Source organism: Leptonema illini DSM 21528 (genome assembly GCF_000243335.1).
In the GTDB taxonomy this organism is placed as follows: domain Bacteria; phylum Spirochaetota; class Leptospiria; order Leptospirales; family Leptonemataceae; genus Leptonema; species Leptonema illini.
On the sequence record NZ_JH597773.1, the window covers coordinates 1443986 to 1463843 of the forward strand.

Annotated in this window: 16 protein-coding genes; 8 read left to right on the forward strand and 8 right to left on the reverse strand. The window is 54.0% G+C overall.

Features of this window, described 5'->3' with window-relative positions; translation table 11 throughout:
* Positions 1-4: 4 nt before the first annotated feature.
* The 3 genes from LEPIL_RS06545 to LEPIL_RS06555 form a co-directional block, all read right to left on the reverse strand.
* Complete coding sequence (locus LEPIL_RS06545) at positions 5-1840, reverse strand: WD40/YVTN/BNR-like repeat-containing protein (RefSeq protein ID WP_002771115.1); 1836 nt, start codon at positions 1838-1840, stop codon at positions 5-7.
* 67 nt (positions 1841-1907) lie between these two features.
* The gene (locus LEPIL_RS06550; protein WP_143464723.1) at positions 1908-2579 is read right to left on the reverse strand and encodes a hypothetical protein; all 672 of its coding nucleotides are present in this window, start codon (positions 2577-2579) and stop codon (positions 1908-1910) included.
* 35 nt (positions 2580-2614) lie between these two features.
* A complete protein-coding gene (locus LEPIL_RS06555; protein ID WP_002771119.1) occupies positions 2615-4219 on the reverse strand; it encodes a methyl-accepting chemotaxis protein in 1605 nt (534 codons plus the stop codon).
* Positions 4220-4434: 215 nt separating this feature from the next.
* Here LEPIL_RS06555 and LEPIL_RS06560 point away from each other — a divergent pair, with 215 nt between their 5' ends.
* From LEPIL_RS06560 to LEPIL_RS21760, 7 genes are all read left to right on the forward strand, one after another.
* Positions 4435-4884, forward strand: a complete 450-nt coding sequence (locus LEPIL_RS06560; protein WP_002771121.1) for an FAS1-like dehydratase domain-containing protein — start codon at positions 4435-4437, stop codon at positions 4882-4884.
* 50 nt (positions 4885-4934) lie between these two features.
* Complete coding sequence (locus tag LEPIL_RS06565) at positions 4935-5354, forward strand: MaoC/PaaZ C-terminal domain-containing protein (RefSeq protein ID WP_002771123.1); 420 nt, start codon at positions 4935-4937, stop codon at positions 5352-5354.
* Positions 5355-6153: 799 nt separating this feature from the next.
* On the forward strand, positions 6154-6591 hold the full coding sequence (locus tag LEPIL_RS06575) for a hypothetical protein (protein WP_002771125.1): 438 nt from the start codon (positions 6154-6156) through the stop codon (positions 6589-6591).
* Positions 6592-6615: 24 nt separating this feature from the next.
* Positions 6616-7599 (forward strand): tRNA epoxyqueuosine(34) reductase QueG, encoded by a 984-nt coding sequence (gene queG / locus LEPIL_RS06580; RefSeq protein WP_157135033.1) that lies wholly within the window; start codon positions 6616-6618, stop codon positions 7597-7599.
* A gap of 25 nt (positions 7600-7624) precedes the next feature.
* Positions 7625-8716: a 16S rRNA (cytosine(1402)-N(4))-methyltransferase RsmH gene (gene rsmH, locus LEPIL_RS06585; protein ID WP_002771129.1), complete on the forward strand. Its 1092-nt coding sequence runs from the start codon at positions 7625-7627 to the stop codon at positions 8714-8716.
* Positions 8713-9123, forward strand: coding sequence for a hypothetical protein (locus LEPIL_RS06590; RefSeq protein ID WP_002771131.1), 411 nt, complete (start codon positions 8713-8715; stop codon positions 9121-9123). Before rsmH ends, LEPIL_RS06590 begins: the two co-directional genes overlap by 4 nt.
* Positions 9124-9127: 4 nt before the next feature.
* Complete coding sequence (locus LEPIL_RS21760) at positions 9128-10651, forward strand: Mur ligase family protein (protein WP_002771132.1); 1524 nt, start codon at positions 9128-9130, stop codon at positions 10649-10651.
* A 27-nt stretch (positions 10652-10678) separates the two neighbouring features.
* On the opposite strand, the gene LEPIL_RS06600 is transcribed toward LEPIL_RS21760, so the two are convergent.
* The 4 genes from LEPIL_RS06600 to pckA all read right to left on the reverse strand — a co-directional run bounded on the left by LEPIL_RS06600 (position 10679) and on the right by pckA (position 16153).
* Positions 10679-12493 (reverse strand): glycosyltransferase family 4 protein, encoded by a 1815-nt coding sequence (locus LEPIL_RS06600; RefSeq protein WP_002771134.1) that lies wholly within the window; start codon positions 12491-12493, stop codon positions 10679-10681.
* A gap of 5 nt (positions 12494-12498) precedes the next feature.
* Entirely contained in the window at positions 12499-13686 is a 1188-nt protein-coding gene (locus LEPIL_RS06605) for an ABC transporter ATP-binding protein (protein WP_002771136.1), read from the reverse strand.
* The gene (locus tag LEPIL_RS23665) at positions 13686-14432 is read right to left on the reverse strand and encodes an ABC transporter permease (RefSeq protein WP_002771138.1); all 747 of its coding nucleotides are present in this window, start codon (positions 14430-14432) and stop codon (positions 13686-13688) included. The genes LEPIL_RS06605 and LEPIL_RS23665 overlap by 1 nt, the downstream gene beginning before the upstream one ends.
* A gap of 134 nt (positions 14433-14566) precedes the next feature.
* Entirely contained in the window at positions 14567-16153 is a 1587-nt protein-coding gene (pckA, locus tag LEPIL_RS06615) for a phosphoenolpyruvate carboxykinase (ATP) (RefSeq protein ID WP_002771140.1), read from the reverse strand.
* A 332-nt stretch (positions 16154-16485) separates the two neighbouring features.
* On the opposite strand from pckA, the gene LEPIL_RS06620 reads away from it, so the two are divergent.
* The gene (locus LEPIL_RS06620; RefSeq protein ID WP_169314799.1) at positions 16486-18513 is read left to right on the forward strand and encodes a methyl-accepting chemotaxis protein; all 2028 of its coding nucleotides are present in this window, start codon (positions 16486-16488) and stop codon (positions 18511-18513) included.
* 79 nt (positions 18514-18592) lie between these two features.
* On the opposite strand, the gene LEPIL_RS06625 is transcribed toward LEPIL_RS06620, so the two are convergent.
* The gene (locus tag LEPIL_RS06625; protein WP_040918388.1) at positions 18593-19813 is read right to left on the reverse strand and encodes a multiheme c-type cytochrome; all 1221 of its coding nucleotides are present in this window, start codon (positions 19811-19813) and stop codon (positions 18593-18595) included.
* Positions 19814-19858 lie beyond the last annotated feature (45 nt).

The following is a 19858-nucleotide window of genomic DNA, read 5'->3' on the forward strand; positions in this document are numbered from 1 at the left end:
GGTATCACTGAAGTTCTTTATAGTAGACAGTGCCATTGCTACCAACCGCCGCACAGATCGCAGTCGAACAATCGAACCCGTACACAGAAGGACCAAAATCCTCGTAAAGGGCTGTCGTCCTCCAGTGCAAGCCGTCCTGACTGCTTCGAACCTTGTTGAATGAACTTGCATGCACTTCGTAGCCATCATCGTAGACCCTATTAGTAAACCCCGACTTTGATCCGGTTACCTCTTCGACACTACTCCAATCGGATGTCGAATCATAAGCAGAAGTTGTGTCGGCCATCAGATAGAAAATGCCGTTGCGCTTAAAAATGCCTGTGTAGGGTTTATTCTTGTCCTTCTTGGTGAAGGTCCAATTGGTACCAACTGTGCAGTTGGCGGCGCATCGACCCAGCCACCCATTATCACCGACGATCGATATGCCGGTTCCATCGAAGTACGCGTCATTGAGAGTATCCGTGACGGACGCTCCAGGCACGTCTGTCGGCGTTACCAATAACCATGTCGAGCCATCATCCGATACGGCGATAGTTGGATCGTCCATAACACCACCATAGGCAACCCATAGATCGTTGAGATATTTGATTCCAAAATAACGGGCATACAGGGAATTTAATTGCTGCTTGGTCCAGGTTATTCCATTGTCTGACTTGTATGCGTTTTTGTATTTGGTGACTATGATCAGCTTTGCGCCATCAGTTGCAATATCAGACAAATCTTCGTTACAACCGGCCCCCAGCGAAACGGGACTCCAGTTTTTTCCGTCCACGGAAGTAAGCAGCGTACAGTTGTCTCCAGTAGCCCAGAACTTACCCTTCAAGAATCGAACCGAGTTCAGCGTCGAGCTTGTTCCGCTCACTGCTTTTTTGAACGTGATCTTACTCGCTCTGCCTGTGCTATATGTTCTCTCGTTGAGAGGATTATAATCATAGGGCAAGGTCAGCGTCATTGGCTGACCGTTTACCGTTCCGGTGAAGGTATCATAGCCGCGAAGACGGTTCCCGTTCCAATCCAGTGCGTGCACGCTATAAAGGCTCCTGTACTCTTCTCTTCCGTTAAGACTGAACGCCTTTCCGTTCAGAAGGAACTCTGCGTCGGTGCGCATGGGCAGGGACGCTGACGATTCTCCGCTTATTGTGACTGCGGTAATATGATCTTCCAGGTGAAATTCACCATGCTCGATGATAATTGTGCCATCCGTGACATCGCGATCATAGTCGTTATTGTAAGGCCATACGTTACTGTTAATCCCGAGAGCCGCCCTGTCCTTGAACGAAACCGTGCCATCAACGCATTCAGTGAATTCCAACTGGAGATTCATATCATTAACGTCTATCCAGACAGTTGCATAGTCCGAACCGATTTCGTAGCGGGTTGTACCGGTCAGTGTGCCTGTCATATGGGGACAGTTACCGTCCGGAGTAAGGTTGAAAGTAAAATAAGCGCTTCCCTGGTCGGCGCGATTCACAATGTCCGAACGCAGTCGGTTCAGCTCTTCCGTCAATTCTCTCATTACTAAAGAGCGAATATCCGACCGCTTCTCAACGGTAGCAGACGCTGAGCTGGAATAGTAGACGGCGTTGTAGAGCTTAAAACCAGCTCTGTCGGCTGACAGACCGGCACGGGAGGAGAGATAGAAAGCCACTTCTGCCTCAGAACGCATGGCTTCAGGATATTCAAGCTCCAGAGGCTTCAGAGGGGCTGTATCGCTCAAAAATCCAAGCAGTCCCCACGTGCTCAGCAGGTCACTCTCTTCATCTTTGCCGCCCGGACATCCCAAAAGAACCGGTAAGTGCAATCCGAGAATAAGAAGACGTAGTGTCGACTTTAGGTTCATAGACATGAAAAATCAAAATGCCGTTCAGAGGAAAGCAATTTTCCGACTCTGGAAATCTCAGATTCTATCAGAAATGCATGATGAATGCCACACCGGCGCCGTCCGAGGTGACACAGGGAGCGACAGAAACCGAGGTGACGCCGTAGCTCTGCTCGTATTCTTTCAGGCTATCTATAGAGCGGGTGGGCTGCGTAAAAAGCTGCAGCTCGCCGACAAGAAAGCTGGACCAGAAATTGATATTGGCCTGCTCGACGGCCGACCCGCCCGCGCGGTTGATGCGGTCCCCGTAAGAGTATCGGATGACCGCTGCCCCGCCCGCGGCGACGACAAAGTTGGCCGCATGCATGATCCAGCTTCTGCCTTCTCGCTCGACCTCCGCGCTTTTTCGCAGAAGTTCTTCGGCGCGACGCAGCCGTTCGGTCTGCTCAACGTCGCTCTCTCCTGGCATCGCATGAAGCGTGTCGTAGGCGTCCGTTGCCGGAAGAGGAGAGAGCGCCAGTCCGATCATTCCGATCAGGGCCTGCGTGCCCGAAACTCCGCCTACGATATGGTTTACGGTGTTTTTCGTAGTGCCGGCATCGTAGAACGAATAGGCGGCATTGACGCCGTAGATCGTCATCCAGCCATAATAATAGTATTTTGCGTGACTCTGTTCGGCGCGAAACGACTGCTCGATAAAGTCATAGCGTTCTTTTTCCTGTTCGGCGAAAAGAGAGCAGGGCAAGAGAGACGCAAGCATCAGCCCTGCAAAAGGCAAAATAGAAAATCTGTTTTTCACTGAGATTCACCTGTTAACGATCTGGATTCTTCTTCAAGAGAATGGATGGTACTTGAAAGCAGTCCGCCTTTCGAGAGAAGCGTATTCATCGATTCTATGAGCTGGTCGAGCGATTGCTGGATTGCCGAAGCGCCGGTGCGCTGTTCCGTCGTCGCCGCCTCAATGCCCGTCGAAAGCGTGCGGATCTCAGAAAGGCTTTCAAGAAAGCCGTCATTGAGGCGGATCTGTTCGGTTAACATCTTCTGTAACGACTCGAATGATTCCAGAAACGAAGAGAACTCTCGATCCTGGAATTGCACGCGCTCCGAAGCGCCCCGGGCTGTATTCTGGCCCGAGGCTACATGACGCGAGGACTCTTCGACGATTTCAGAGATGCGCCCCGCGTTCTTGCCGCTTGAATCGGCGAGCTTCGAGACCTCCTGAGCGACGACGGCAAAGCCACGTCCCACCTCGCCGGCCCGTGCCGCCTCAATCGAGGCGTTCAGCGCAAGCAGGTTCGTTCGTTCTGCAACCTCGGCCATGATGTCGGTCACCTCATCGACGGAGCGAAAGGATTCGGTTACGGAATCCAGAGCCTTCTCGAGCTCGACGACGAAGCGCGCTACGCTTGTCGTTGATTCGCGCACCGATCCGATCCGACCGTTGATCTCGCCCGATCGCTTTGTGAGTCCGTCGATGAGTCCGCGCAGGCTCGAAATATCTGTTGCGACGCGTTCAATCCGCGTAAGCTGATGACGAACCGTCTCGCCTGAGTTATGTAGCTGAGAGACGAACTGCGTCATCGTCGAGCCGATCTCTTCAAAGGCCGATGCATGTTGTGTGACGACGTCGAAGAATTCGTCTGCAAAGGCCCTCAGATGCCTGGCCTTTTCGCTTAATGACGCCGCCGTCTGCAGCATGCGGCTGCGCCCTTCTTGCAGGGCCTGCTCGGACTGGCGGACTGCTTCAATTTTGCGCTCTTCGGCGCTACGCAGCGACTCGAATATACGAATGACGCGACCGTTGACGAAGGCGATCATCAGCAGAAAGACCAGCTTCAGAACCTGCTCCGATATCGAGGCGTAGCCTGGCGAAAGAACAAGGACCGGATCTTCCGTAAACTGAACTCCCTGAAAGGCGGCATTGCCTATAACAAGCGCCTGAAAGATCACGGTCAGGATTCCAATCAGATAAACGAAGCGGGGATGAAGCAACAGTCCGGAATAGACGATAAAAACGACGGAGATAGCGTAGAGCACCTGCTGCCGGATGACTCCTGAAGACATATCACGATCAGTCGTGGCGGCGATCAGCATCACCACTCCAAGCGTTGAGGCGTCGATTACGACAGAGAGAAAGGGAGCAGATTTCGGAAGACGCCTTCGAAAGAGCAGGTTCAGCACCCCGACACCGCCCAGCGTCAGCACACCGATCAGATACGCCAGATTCTGTAAATCGGTGCTCTGTTCGTAGGAAAGCACGAGAGAGGCCAGCAGAAGAAAAAAGAATCCGATACGAATCCGGTTGATCATGGTTGGACCGGATGCCAGGATTTCCTCAATAGAAAAAGCCTCGGACCGGCCATCAGTTGAACCTGGGGCGCTTCTTTTCAGCATGTTCATTTCTCGCTCCTTCAAGCGCAGGCACAGTACGCTTTAGGGGTGTAATTTTATCAACAATTGTTTGCTAAAATCTAAAAAAATCGAAAAATTTTTGTCCATAACAGCAGACGGATTTTGGCGGGAATTGAACGTCACGGCACCCGTCAAACTCGCCAGACCGTCTCGGTTCAACCGTATCCTGGTTGACCGGAAAATCAGTGCAGCCAGAAACAGGTATGACAGCGCTCAGCAAAGACCTTGTGGGCAGAAAACTCAAGTCTTATACCGTTCCTGTAGAACGGGGTAAGATCCGGGAATTCTGCATGGCGATCGGTGAAACGAATCCGATCTATCTTGATCCGGAGGCCGCACGCAAAGCGGGATTTCAGGATACTCCCATCCCACCGACATTTCAGACGTCGTTTCAATTCTGGGGTTATCCTGAAATCTTCGATGATATGCGTGCTATGGGTATTGATACGAACCGTCTTCTTCACATGAAAGAAGAGTACACTTACCTGAAGCCGGTTTATCCGGGCACAAACATCCACGCCGAAGGCGAGGTCGTCGACGTGAAAACCGGTAAGATGGACATGGTGACGTTCAAAACGGTATTCCGTGACGACAGAGGCGAAGCGTGCATCGAGGCTCACATGGGCATCGTTCTGCGCCCCGAAGGAACCTGAAACGAGGAACCTCAGTTTAAGGACCTTAATCGAAGGAACAGGAGTATAGCATGCAACGTATTAAGTTTTCTGACGTCGAAGTGGGAGCAGAGCTTCCCGCACTTCGCACAAAGCCGATCGAGCACATGACGCTCGTTCGATACGCCGGCGCCTCGGGCGATTTCAACCCGATTCACACCGATCCGGCATTTGCCGAAAAAGTCGGCCTCGGTGGAACCATCGCTCACGGAATGTTCACGATGGCCCAGGTCGGACGTATGGTCAGCGCCTGGGTTAACCCGATTCAGATCCGTGAATTCGGCGTGAAGTTCAAGGCCATGTCGAAGCCCGGTCAGACGCTGATCTGTACCGGCACCGTGAAAAAGAAGAAAGAAGACGAAGGTAAAAAACTCATCACCGTTTCGGTTCAGGCCGCTGACGAAAACGGTGAGGTAAAGGCTGCCGGCGATCTCGTCGTCGAAGCCGATTGATATGCAGAGCTCTCGGGCTCTCTGACTTTCCTTTGAATGCGAGATCCGGCTGCCCGTCGGATCTCGCAGGCGTATCTGATTAATTAGCTCGATACGGCCCACCTCATGAGCGAACTCCTTATAGGCCTGATCGGCGGCCTCTTCGATTCGTTCAGACGTAGATTTTACCTTCTTCAGCAGATAAGGCGCTGCGACTCTGGTGTTGCGAGCCAGGCTCTGCCAATCGTTACGGCCTATTTGACCGGGATCGCTGCTTCCTCTTTTTGAGCTAAGCCCAAAAATCCTTACTAAATGGCTGCCTTTTCAGCAGCCTGCTAAGGCGATCGTTTCGTTCAATAACGAGGTACCGTCCAGAGTCCGCCACCTGATGGATCAAACAAAACCGGCAGCTTTTGCTGTGCTCCTGCCAGCGAGAGGCGTAAGTGATGTCGCCGATCATTGTAACCAGACGCTGCTCTGTAGATGGAACAGCTTCAAGGCCTCCGCATCGATAGGTCTTCGACTGAAAATCCAGTATTTTTCCCGCTCGGGAAAATATTAAAACAACGGAGTAAATTTGAGGAAAATAATCCCGTACGGGATTGGATTGAGGAATGGACCACAGGGCACTCGGATTTGCAGGAAGACCGGGCAGTTGCGATGGGGCGGATTACGCGTTAGCACGCTGGGCGGACCGTCCTGTCGGTTCTCTTGACAGGAAAAGCTGCTCATAATACATTTTATTGGCTGGTCTGCCGCCTTTGGCGGAGGAGTCAGCATAATTGAATTTAATAATAGATTACCTGATGAGGTATTTTTTGTGTCAGAAATTCTTAAAATTTTCTTAACATCAGGCATTACCATTCTCGGTGGATTTTTGACCTACGTTTTAGGGAAAATCATTGAAGAATGGTTTATTAGGCCAATTAATGAGCAATATCAATGCTTGGGCGACATTAAGTTTATTACAATAAACTACTCAAGGGAATTTACGAATCCCGGTTTAATCCGCAGCAAAAAAAGAATCGAAGAAGTTGAATGCGATACGCGTGAGATGGCCAGCGACCTTTACTCGGCGACTCAGGTAATCAAGCTGTATAATTTATTGAGCTTCTTAAAGATCGTTCCTTCAAAAGGAGATATTGATTCTCTGGGTTCTGCGCTCATTGGTCTTTCCAATGCGCTCAATAGTACAAGCTATGCAAAGCAAAATAAAGAAAGGCTGGATAAGATCGACAAGATTCTCAAAAAGTATTGATAGTTCTGTTGTATTGTCATCGTGGTGCCTTTAGTATCTCCTCTGTCTCACGAGCTTGCCACCGAAGCCATCGCCCTTGCACGGCAGCAGGGCTTTGACCTTGTCGGCTTTACCGATTTGCATATCTCAGAAGAAGAAAAGCAGCACTTCAGATCCTTTGTCGAAGAGGGGCGACCGGCTGAGATGAGCTGGTTCTCCAGGCATCAGGAGCTGCGCTTGAATCCTGGACGCTTGCTTGCGTATGAATCAACGGACGAGACCGACGAAGTGTCGGCTCAGAGCGCGCTTGTTCTCGGTATGCTCTATCGCGATCCGGACTACGATCGGGCTCTTGAAGATTCAAGGTTTCGCATTGCTCGCTACGCCGTCGGGCGCGATTATCATAAGGTGATGAAAAAGCGAGCCGCCCCGCTGACGGCGCTTTTCGAGAAGGCCGGCATTCAGGCCCGCGTCTGTGTGGATTCGGCCCCGCTTCCCGAGAAGCTTCTTGCGCGCAAGGCCGGGCTTGGCTGGCAGGGGAAGCATACGAATCTGATTCATCCCGAGAAGGGTTCGTTTTTTGCGCTCGCCGTGATCTTGCTTTCGGCTTCTACTCCCGCTTCTGCGATGAATCCCGAGTTAGCCGACCTCTGTCGCAGCTGCAATCTGTGTATTGAGGCATGTCCGACCGGCGCCCTTGAGCCGTATCGCATCGAGCCGCGAAAATGCCTTTCGTATATCACGATCGAATCAAAAGAGGATCGCCATCGACAGGCTGACCGGCGTCAGGGCTGGGTTTTCGGTTGTGACATCTGTCAGGAGGTCTGCCCGTATAACCGCTCGCCTCGCGGCCGACGGGCGATCCGCAGCGAGCCGGAGTTTGCGCCCCGGCCGGTCATCTATGCTATGCTCAACGAGTCTCCTGACGAGGCGGTCTGGGAAGAGACGGCCGGCATGGCGCTTCGGCGGGTGAGTCTCGAACAGATGCAGTTCAACTATTCTTTCGTCAAAGAAGCGGGAACGGAATGACGTAGCGGTTCGGAATCATGCTCGCATGACGAGCGTCACCGTCTATCGTGGTCCTGTGGGCGGACGTAATAAGCGCAGAGAGCGGCTTGGTTTGTCGGAATCTTCAGGACGAGAGCGCATTGAAGTTTCGCCCTTCGCGCCGATTCCAGAGTCGCTGCATCTTAAGCGCTTTATCCAGGATCATTCCATCGATCATGTCCCCGTTCTTTTCGAGCCTGTTTTACAGGCCCTTGCCGGGCTCGGAAACGAAAGCCCCGTTATCCTTGACGGCACGCTTGGCGAGGCCGGCCATACGAGAGGTATGTTGCGTCTGCGTCCCGACGCGACCGTAATCGCCCTTGATCGCGATGAACAGATGCTCGAACGAGCAAGACAACGTCTTTCCGCTGACGGCTTTCGCCTGAGTGAACGACCGGATCGGGGCGCCGTATGCCTTTTTCACGCACCGTTTTCAGAGGCCGCCTCGTTGCTTGCAGAGAAGGGCCTGGCCGTCGATTTTCTGCTCTGCGATTTTGGTGTGGCGATGTTTCATTTTTCTCAGGCCGGTCGCGGCTTCTCGTTTCGCGACAGCGATCTTGATATGCGACTCGATAGCAGACTCGGGCAAACGGCAGCAGATCTTCTGAATAAACTGCCTGAAGACGAGCTGGCTCGTATCTTTTTCGAGTACGGCGAAGAACGCCAGTCGCGCCCCATCGCGCGCAGCATCGTCGAGGCACGCCCGATTGTCTCGGCATCACAGCTCACCGATTGTGTTCTCTCGGTATTGATTCGAAGGCGTGATCGTTCGGGGCGACGCGAGTTTATACGCGATAGCGATGCCGCTCGCGTCTTTCAGGCCCTGCGTATTGCCGTGAACGGAGAGATCGAACAGATTGAAGCGCTTGTAGAATCGATTCCCGCTATTCTGAGTCCGGGCGGCAGGGCCGCTCTCATATCCTTTCACTCGCTTGAAGACCGACCCGTAAAAAAAGGGTTTCAATCCCTTGCCTCTCAGGGATTTCGTATTCTCACGAAAAAGGCGATTGCTCCCGATGAAGAGGAGCTGAAGATAAACCCGGCGGCGAGATCGGCGAAGCTGCGCGTCATCGAACGACTGAGGGCGACAGAACCATGAAGATATTGAAAAAACTCTTCTCTGCTTTCAAGAAGAAGCCGGTCGAGCGACAGGATAAGAGCGCAGAGTTTATTCCGCCACAGGGATTCGGTCAGAACCGCGCTACGTCGCCTGTGGGGCGCGTCTCGCAGGAGGTCGGTTCGCTTCTCACGCTTTTTGCGTTGATTCTCGTTCTCTCGTTTCTGGTGCTCTTCTATACAAGGATGCGCATCGAGGTTTCGTTGCTGGATCGCAAGATCAAGCAGGCTCGCATTGCGAAGATCGAGCAGGAGCGAAAGAACTCTTCTTTGCGGGCGGAGCTGGCACGAAAAAAAGGCGAAGACGCCGTGTTAACCTACTGGAAGTTATACGGTGCTCTACCCGATTACGAGAAAAACAGGGTGCTACGCATTCGTCTGCCGGATTGAGATCATGCAACTAATGGAATTGATTCAGCGCTCGGGCTTGAGCTGTACTGTCGGATTGGCCGCAGCGAATACAGTATCCGATATGGAGATCCTCGAGATCACCGACGACTCGCGCAGGGCCGGACCGGGCGTGCTTTACTGTGCGACGCGAAACGGCCGAAAATACATAGAACAGGCAGCAGCGGCGGGCTCCGTTCTTCTGCTCTCGCCGTCGATGAATGCGCCGGCTAACGCCTCTGTTTTGCGAGTCGCCTCGCCCGAACGCGTCATGGCCCATCTGGCCGCCGGTCTGAACGGTCATCCCTCGAAAGAGATGTGTGTTGTGGCCGTTACCGGAACGAACGGAAAAACGACGACGACACACATGCTCTATCATCTCTGGAAGAAGGCCGGTCTGCCCTGCGCGTTAGTCGGTACGCTTGGCCTGCGCTATTTCGACGGCGAGGTGGAGGTCAGTCGCGAAACGGGGTTTACAACTCCGCGCTCCTATGAGCTGCAGGCCATTCTGAGAGAGCTGCTTGATAGAGGCATTCGACAGGTCACAATCGAGGCCTCTTCAGAAGCCCTTTCACTCGGGCGACTGGAGGCACTTACGATTTCAGGCGTGCTCTTTACGGGCCTCGGAAGAGATCACCTCGACCACCATAGAACCCTGGCCTCCTACATGCGCGCCAAAAGGCATCTCTTCTTTCTCGCAGCCCGCACAAAGGCCTTCTTTTCGGTTTATGCTGAAGACGAGGCCCTGCATTCGCTGCGCCGATTCGCAGAGCGTCCCTGTATTGCATCTCGACTTGCGCTGCCTGGAAACACGTCGTCCTCCTTTTCCCTTCTTTCAGCAATAGAATTTGAATCAGAGATCACAGCGCGACAGCCTGTTCCGACAGGCTTTAACCGCATCAACGCCGCTCTTGCCCTTTTCGCATTCGAAAGAACGGCCGGACGGTTTGCATCGGCTTCGCGTACAGGGCCTCATGTCAAAGGCTTGGATCTCGCTGACTTCTCGGGCGTACCGGGTCGCATGCAGCGTCTTCGCGTGAGCGATGCCATCGACGCCTTCGTCGACTATGCCCATTCCCCGGATTCGCTGGAGCGCGTTCTTGTCGAGGCCCGCTCTATCGGCTACAATACGATCATCGTCGTATTCGGATGCGGCGGCGACCGTGACCCGGGCAAGCGTCCCCTGATGGGAGAGATTGCGGCACGGCTGGCCGACCTGACGATCGTAACCGATGACAATCCGCGCACCGAGGCAGCGGCTTCGATTCGCGCCCAGATCCTCACGGGCGTCGCTGAAAGGGCAGGCGATTTGCTCCGGCCGGCGCTTGAGATCGGCAACCGATCAGAGGCCATCAGGGCGGCGCTTGCGCATGCCCGTCAGATTTCAGTTGAAAGCCCGGCCAGGCGAATCGCCGTCATCGTTGCCGGAAAAGGTCATGAAACATATCAGATCATCGGACGCGAAAAGATGCACTTCTCGGACGTCGAAGAGATCGAGAAGGAGATCGAGCGCGCCAGCCGATCAGCCTGATGCGATTTGGCGGTTCATCGCAGCCGGCTACTGAGCGCCGATTCTTTCAAGCACATAGCGCTGGAGCGACCCTTTTACGGCCTCGTGTGAATAACGCTTCTGCACGTAATGAGGTCCGTTCTGGAACCTCTGCGGCTCGCGCAGAAGCACCGTTAGCTTTTCGATGAAATCGTCGATGTCTCTGTAATAAAGCCCGGCCCGGCTGCGAATCACGTGTCCGCGAAGAACATCACTTTCGGCCGTTACCAGAACCGGGGCCCCGGCGGCCATCGCCTCAAGCAGCGAGAATGAAAAGCTTTCGTAGGGCGACGGGTGAACATAAACCGAGCATTCACAGAGCGCCGCCTGCATGACGTCATCGTCGACAAAGCCTGTCGTGACGATCGCCGGATGTGCGGGCACGGTCATGGCCTCTGTACCTACCAGCACAAGGGTTAGCCGTGCATTGGATTTTCGCAAGAAGGCCAGAAAATAGGCGATGAGCTTGCGGCATCCTTTCTCGGGATCTATACGGCCTGTGTACAGAACAAACGGCCCGTTGATCGAGAAGCGCTCACGAAAGCTCGATAGGCCGGCGGCTCTCTTTCGCTCAAGGGTCTGTAACTGCGCGACGGAAGCCAGGCCGCAGCCGACCACAGGCCCGTCATTCATCTCAGGGAACCACTGCCTGAGAAACCGGTGTTCCTCTTCGGCGAGAAAGATCCATCCGGGTCGACGATCGTGAAAGATCCGCTGCCAGATCGGCAACTGCAGCGGCCATTCCGGATGCGCCGTCGGCACCAGCGCCGCACGGTCGGCAACGATCGGTAACGATGCATAGGACGTCTCGTACAGGTAGGTCACAAAAATATAGAAATCGTAATTCCGCCGTTTTATCCAGGCTTGAAGGTCGGGCGCATGAGGCCCCTGAAGACGCATCCATAAGAGCGCGAGAGGCGACAGCATCTTCCAGAAAACGGAGGCCAGAGGCCTTTTCTGCAATGAAGAAGGCGGACTGCCCGCAGCAAGAATCATCGAAAGCGATCGAAAAAGAAGCATCGACAGCTTATGAAAAAGCCGATGTCGCCCGTTTTTTACGGGAAAGCGTCGCAGCAGGATTCCATCTTCGTTCTGCAGGCCTTTCGGGAATTCGTTCTTCCAGGTTAAATAATTGCGCGCCTGCGTTGTAACGACCTCAACAGAAGCGATCTCACTCAGATACCGCGCATATTCAAGCGCCAGGCGCTCGGCCCCACCCGAAAACCCCGTTCCTGCTCTGTGTATAACGATGGCAATCGATGGTCTTTCGCTGTCATATTCAATGTCGTCTTTGTTTCGATCATCCGGTGATTGCTGATTCTTCTTAGATGTCGGCTCGGCCGCGCTGATGGATGCCGGACTCGGGACAGCACTTGAGTCACCAGTCGAAGCATGAGCAGGCCGCAATGAAGCGGCCCGGATCTTCACTCGCAAGAAGCCGAACAGATGAAAGAAGAACGCAGACGGAGCATACCGCAGCAGCGACAGCGGTCGGCGCACGGCAAGAAGATGGGCCATGTCGCCTGGCGTGATACGCTCCGATTCAAGCAGCGTCGTATAATGGCGTGCTCCGTCGCGATCGGGAAACGTTAACAGAAAGACGCGATATACGATCTCAACGGCGGCCTGAGGCATCTGTCGGGCGATCGATGCTATTGCCGTGACCCAGGCAAGCCGCTGCTTTCGCGAAAGGGAGCGCAAAACGGAATTCAACGCAGCAGGAGAGCAGGCATCGAGTAGAAGAAGGGCCTCCTGCAGCGAAGCGGCATCACCCGGTGGGGCTGCAATGACCGAGAACGCATGCTGTTCTGCCGACAGGCTCATAGGATTCAATTCGATTCCCCTGCGTCTCCCAGCCAGAGCGGTTGAAAAAAGGCCGCTCCGTCTGAGATCTGACCTGGCCTAGCCTCAAGTTCAAAGCTGAGAGCGGAATCGGTCCAGAGGTGACAGTCCGTCGTATGCATGCGGCCGCGATGAAGCGAGATACCGAGCGTATAAGCGCCCGGGCCTGCATTCAGTTGCAGCTGAAAACGAAAGCGATGCCGGCGCTCCGTCACACGTACCGCCTGATTCATAAGATATGTGTTTGTTCCGAAGATGCGCAAACCTTTAGCGTCCTGAATATGAAAGCCGAGCGTCATGTCTTCAAGTATCTGCGAGGCTTGAAGGGCTATCTCGAGTACGGCCTCTTCGCCGCAGTAAAAGGCCGACCGTTCCCGCCCAGCCGTATCAAGCAGACGAACGCTGTAGCCGTTCAGAGCGCCACTCTGACCTCCGGAAAACGACGTTGCCGCCAGGCGGTGCATGTACTCCGAAATCACGGTGGCCGGCGCTCCATCGGCTACCAGACGTCCGTGATCGAGCAGGATAACGCGGTCGGCGATATCGGCAAGAAGGGACATGTCGTGACTGACGACGATGATAAGGCTCCCTTCGTCGCGATATCTGCGAAAACGATCGACGCACTTCTGCTGGAAGGCCGCATCGCCGACGGCAAGCGCTTCGTCGACAAGCAGAAGATCGGTGCGGCGATGTGTGGCCAGCGAGAAGGCCAGGCGCATCTGCATACCGGTAGAGTAGCTTTTCATCGCCTCATCGGCAAAGGCCGAAAGCCCGGCAAAGTCCAGGATGGCATGCGCCTCAGATTTCAGCGTATGCAGATCATAGCCCCACAGAACGCCGTTATACATGATATTCTGGACTCCTGTTAACTCAGCATTAAAGCCGACGCCAAGTTCGAGAATCGCCCGCACGCTTCCTTTAAAGCTGACACGACCGGAATCAGGGCGCGAGATACCAGAAAGAAGGCGAAGCAAGGTCGACTTACCGGCGCCGTTTGCCCCGATTAATCCGACGATCTGGCCACCCGTAAGGCTGGCATTGATATCCGTGAGCGCCGAAAAACGACGTCTGCCGCGATGCAGGCCGAGCGTGAGAGCGCAGAGGATGCGATCCGCATGTGAGACGAAGCCGACGTACTCTTTGCTGATATTTTCTAATAGAACCACGGCATCCATCACAGATGGTCCTCGACGATGCGGTTCAGGCGAAAGGAGCTGATCAGGGCGGCCATCATTGTGAACAGCACGGCGATAAGCAACGACAGAGCCCCCGAATCTGGAACAGGCAATCCGGCGAAAAGGCTTCCATGAAGAGCCAGAAGATATGTCAGCGGATTCCAGTGCGACCAGGAAGCGGGCAGATAGGCGATGGGCGTTAACCAGAAGAGTATCTGCAACAGAGGTCGCAGCAGCGGCGTCAGATCGCGCAGAATGACTGCCAGCCTGGCAAGAATCAACGCCCAGGGCGAAACGATGAGAAGAGCGGCCCATCCGCCCAAAAGGGCACCGGGTAGAGAAAGAAGGGCCGACGGAAGTGAGAGCGATCCGCCCGAAAGCGACAGGATCAGAGAAAGCGGTATCGAAAGCAGCAGATAATGAAACATCGCCTGAACGACGGGAATCCAGACAAAGAGCTCACGGCCCGTATTCGTACGGCGGATCAGGACGCGGTTCTCGCTCAGAATAGAACCGGAACGCATGAGCATCTCAGAGAGCGGAATCCAGAGAGCCATTCCCGACAGAAGCCGGGCCGCATAGTCATCCTGATCGGCGTACAGTCCTCTGCCGATGACGAGATAGAAAACGCCGATCTGCATGGCATAGTTGATAAAAAGCCAGGCGAGGCCAAGACCCATACCTGCATACTGTACGGCGTAGTCGCGCCGGATCAAAGCGAGAAGCGTCGTTATGCGCGAAGGCATCGATTCTCTTATCTGATGCAGCGCTGCTCGGTCCATCCTTTTTATCCATGGCGTCGGATCTAACGTAAGCCTGCATAAAAGAAAAGGCCTCCGGAAACGGAGGCCTTTTGTAATGATCGGTGGCTATGAGCGAATCACAGCTTCGGGCCGAAGCTCGAGAAGTCGAACTCTTTACCGACGTTCGTATACTTCTTGAAGTTCTCGACGAACATACCGGCCAGCTTCTTACGCTGCGCTTCATAACCGGCTTTATCTGCCCAGGACTCCCACGGGTGCAGGACGGCCTTATCGTAGTCGTGCAGACGATTCGGAATCGCAAGATTCATGATATCGTCCTGCGTATAATCGTCATGATCGAGCGATCCGTCGAAGATTCCGTCGAGGATGGAGCGCGTGATCTTGATTTTCATACGTGCACCGACGCCGTAAGGACCGCCGGCCCAGCCCGTATTCACAAGCCATGCCTTCGTCTTATGCTGCTTCATCTTCTCACCGAGCAGCTTCGCATAACGAGTGGGATGCAGCGTCATAAAGGCGGCGCCGAAGCAGGCCGAAAAAGTAGCCGAGGGCTCTTTGACGCCTCGCTCGGTACCGGCAACCTTTGCCGTATAACCGGACAGGAAGTGATACATGGCCTGCTCGGGAGTGAGACGGGCTACAGGCGGAAGAACGCCGAAGGCGTCGCATGTCAGGAAGATGATATTTTCAGGATGCGGGCCCAGGCCGCTCTCGATACGGTTTGCGATGTGGAAGATCGGATAACTCACGCGAGTATTCTCGGTCTTGCTTCCGTCCGTGTAGTCGACGACGTTTCCGTCACGAATGACGACGTTCTCAAGCAGGGCGTCTTTCTTGATAGCGCCGAAGATCTGCGGTTCGTCGTCGGGGTTCAGGTTGATCGTCTTCGCGTAGCAGCCGCCTTCGAGATTCCAGATGCCTTCGTCGTCCCAGCCGTGCTCGTCATCGCCGATGAGCGGACGGTTCGGATCTGTGGACAGCGTCGTTTTACCGGTGCCGGAAAGGCCGAAGAACAGAGCGGAGTCTCCTTTTGCCTTGCCGACGTTGGCCGAGCAGTGCATGGTCAGGATGCCCTGAAGCGGCTTGTAGAAGTTCATGACAGAGAAGATGCCTTTTTTCATCTCTCCGCCGTACTCCGTGCCGCCGATGATGGCAATCTTACGACCGAGGTGGAAGATAACGAAAACGTCGGAATGCAGTCCATGCTTTTTGAAGTCGACGTTACGCAGGCCCGATGCGTTGATGATGGTGAAATCAGCGGTAAAGTCATTCAGCTCTTCGGGCGAAGGGCGAATAAACATATTGGTGCAGAAATGATGCTGCCAGGCTTTTTCGGTGATCATTCGCAGGGAGAGTCGGGTGGACTTACGTGCGCCGGCAAATCCGTCGAATACATACAGCGGACGTCCGCTCAGATGCTCCTGTGCCTTTACAAGCAGCTCATTGAAGATCTCTTCAGAGACGGGCTGGTTCACTTTGCCCCAGTCTACGTCTTTTTCAGAGGTCGGCTCTTTTACGATATATTTGTCGTTAGGGGAACGTCCGGTAAACTCACCGGTATCGACGGTCATGGCTCCCTGAGAAGTCAGAAGAGTCTCGCCGTTCTTTTTTTCATGTTCGAAGATTTCGTCGTAGCTGAGGTTCCGGTAAATGGCCGGAGTGTCTTTAATATCCAGTAGTTTCTGAATCGTCTGCGTGCTCATCATCCTCTCCCTGCATCGCTGCTGCGATGCTAAATGCAATTTATGAAATGGTCGGCATGCTGTCAAGTGGTTCAACATGCCAGGCCTGGAGCATCCGCTAAATGCGTATTGACAGGGGTGTCAAATTCCCTCGTAATGCTCCTGCTTGACAATCTCTCTGTCTCAATTACACTTCTTCTGTTGAGAAAAGCGATTGCGCCAGCAAGATAGAGAACATGAAATTTATTCAGTTAATTCAAACACAAATTTTCGCGAAAACAATCTTTTTTCTTGCATTGTTGGCCCCGTCCTTTCCGCTCTCGGCTGCCCCTTTTGTCTGGACGGGCGGCAAGATGGCACTCACGTCTTCGCATGTCCAGGCTTTTTCTGATCCATCAGGTCAGCTCACTCTCGATGAAGTACGAAGTCAGGAGTTCCAGTCTGTAAGCTCGCTCAACTATTCGATGAGTACAGCCGTGCAGTGGGTCAGATTCTCGGTGCGTTCTGACACCGATGAACAGATGTTCCTGCGACTTGCCCATCCGCTCTTTGATGAACTCGATTTCTTCATTTATAAGGCAAATGGCATGGAGCGGATTCAGGCCGGACGCTCTCTACCTGTGTCGGCCTGGCCGCTCGCAACAGCGGATCATATCGTGCCGATGACACTGAAGCGCGGAGAAACGGCAGAGATCTACATGCGCATGCAAAGCGGAAACAGCAGGGCCACGCCTGTTGAGTTTATCGGGATTCGCGATCTGCTCGAAGAGATGACGCTTTCGACGTTGCTCTATGCGCTGATTCTTGGAGGCATGCTTTTTATCATCGTGAATAACGCCATCATGTTTGCCGCTCTACGAGACCTGAGTCATCTCTTCTTTGCCGGCTATATGCTTTCGGTCTTTTTCTTTCTGCTCGGATTAACCGGTTACGGACCGCTGCTGCTGTGGGGAAGTATTCCGTATCTGAGCGAGCGAGTGGTGACGATGTGTATCGGAGCCTCGGTTTCGGCCCTTCTCTTCTTTCAGTCGCATTACCTCAAGATGAAGCGCCGCCGCCCGCTCCTGTACAGAATCTTTCAGGCCGTCGGCTTCATCTATCTGGGTCAGATGGCGCTCGCCCTTCTGCCCACTTACATCTATGCCTCCATGATAGGGGTCTATGGCAGCCCTGTTGCCGCCTTTCTGCTTATTTTTGTGAGCGCCCTGGAAATCCGACGTTCCAACGAAGGCCGGATGTTGTTTTTGAGCTGGCTCGTCGTTCTCTGCGCCGCCGTCTTTTTTGCCCTGAAAGTGGCGAAGGTGCTGCCCGATCATACGGTGATTCACATGCTTCTTCCTCTCGGCTTCCTCGGACAGATGCTGTTCATCAATTACCTGCTATCCCGACGCATCAGCGATCTGAATTCCAACCTTGAAAAAGAGAAGCAGCGCATGCGCGACGAACGACTGCGCCTTGAAGAGATGCTCGATGAATCGCGCGCCATTTCTCTCAATCTGAAAGAGTTGAGCGAGCGCGAGAAGCAGATGGCGGCTCGTCTGAATAACCTCTCGCAGGAAGAGGCGTCGATGAGCGAACAGCTTTCGTCGGCGATGGAAGAGGTCTTTGCCCGAACCGAAGGCGTTCGAAACGGCATGCAGAATCAGAACGAAAAGGCCGGAGTCATCGACGAAAGCCTGAAAGAACTGCTGCGCACCCGCGAGACGGTACGCGAGGCCGTGAATCATACGATGAGTTTTTTCACCGACATCCAGAACGGCTTTGTCGTTTTCCGGAATAATCTCGAAGAACTGATGAAGCGTATGCATTCGATCCGCGATGCCGGCAATGTGATCCAGGATGTCGTGAAGATGATTCGAGACGTTACCGAGCGCATCAACATGCTTTCACTCAACGCATCGATTGAAGCGGCGCGAGCCGGCGAGTTCGGTCGCGGTTTTGCCGTCGTCGCCGACGAAGTGGGCAAGCTTGCCGAAGAAACGGGCTCAAACTCGAAGAAGATCCAGGGGCAGGTGGCCCTGATGGAAGGCGAGATGACCGGAGGTCTCGATGCCGCCGGCCGATCGGAGTCGTCCATTTCCACTCTTCTACAATCCCTGAGCGACATCCACTCGTTGCTTGTAAAGGTTTCGCAGTCGATGGACGTGCTGGACGGCGCCGTATCGCGGCTCGAAAGCCACAGCCGTGAAAACCGGCGCCTCTCGGACGAGATCTTCGAGGCATCGGGCGAACAGATAGATTCCCTGAAAGAAAGTCTGCACAGCGTTTCCAGGCTGGCGCAGATGGCAACACAGCTTTCAAAAAATAACGACGAGATCCTTGAGTTGTCCGAAGCGGTTCTTGCCGAAGCCGACCGTCTGAACCGCACGATGAATCGTTAGTCGTTCGTAGAAGCGGCTCATCGATCGAAAAAGTCGATGAGCCCTCCATGGTTTCTTTGGCGTCAGGCAAGGTCATCGCCTATTCCGGATAACCTCGCAGCCGGACCGATTCGCGGTTTCGTTCGACTCTGTCTTTTTCGATCGATGAGCCGTTTACAAGATCAAGACGGCGTGACCAGAGAATGGCGGCAAAGGGATAAAGACGATCGATCGCCGCTATGTCCTTTTGAAATGCCGGATCGGCCATACCGGCCGTCGCCTGCATGTAGCGGCCGTTTTCTTTCGTTAGTCTGACATGATAGGCCGTCAGTTCAATGAAACGCACGGACTGTGTGCTCTTAAAAATAAAAACATGACGGCGGCTTTCAAGAGGAGCCAGGCGGTTATCAGAGAGCTTCTTCGCCGGCTCCCATTGCCATACCTGTCCGATGCGATACTCCTGACGCGTCAGTTCGCCGTTGCGTTCATCAAGCAATCTGACACGCACGAGCACAAAGCGTTCGGGATCCGCCGTCGGCACAGAATGGCCTGCGCGGGCGTTGCGTATCTGCACCGGAATCTGTATCTGACCGCTTCTGTAGGATTGTGAAAAGACGATCTTCCCCAGCTCGAAATCGAGCGCCGTATCATGTCGCACGGTTAACAGATACGGAAAAAGATCAAAGCGCTTCGGCACTCCTCCTCCAGGAAAAACATGACGCGTAAACCTACCGGGATCGGCTGCGGTAATCCTGTCAGGCTCCGTCTTTATGGCATTTTCTGTTATCGTGCCGGTCTCGAGATGACAACTGACGCAGGTATGCGTCTTGCCGAACGGACCGGAACGCAGCTCCTGCGCCGTGTTGAAGCTGCATACGTAGTGTTCCGTGAAGCGTGCATTCGCCTGATGGCAGCTCTCGCATCGACCAAGCAGATAAGCGCGATCGACAACAACGACATGTGTTCCACTTTTGCCAGCTGTCGCAGCTGTGGAAGTCTGCGATCCGACAATCACGGAATGCCCGTTTTCCGTCCGCACATGACAGGCTGCACAGGTGACGCCTTCCTGTTGTAACGCCGCGTCAAACGTCGGATTGGCTTTGCCGTCAGTGAGAGACTCGCGTTGATTGCCGAGCGGAATATGGCAGTTCTTACAGAGCTCTTTCGGAGCGCCGGGCTTGGAAATCTCGGACTGGAATTGAAGATCGGTGTAGGCCGCTGCATGCGTCGAATGTTGCCAGTCTCTATACTGGTTCTGATGACACGCCCCACAGTCTGAGGCCTTGAGGCCGGTACCGGGCTGCGACAACGGTGGCTGCATGTTGAAAAAAGCAGGCCTTGATTCCTGACAGGAGAAGAGCAGTAA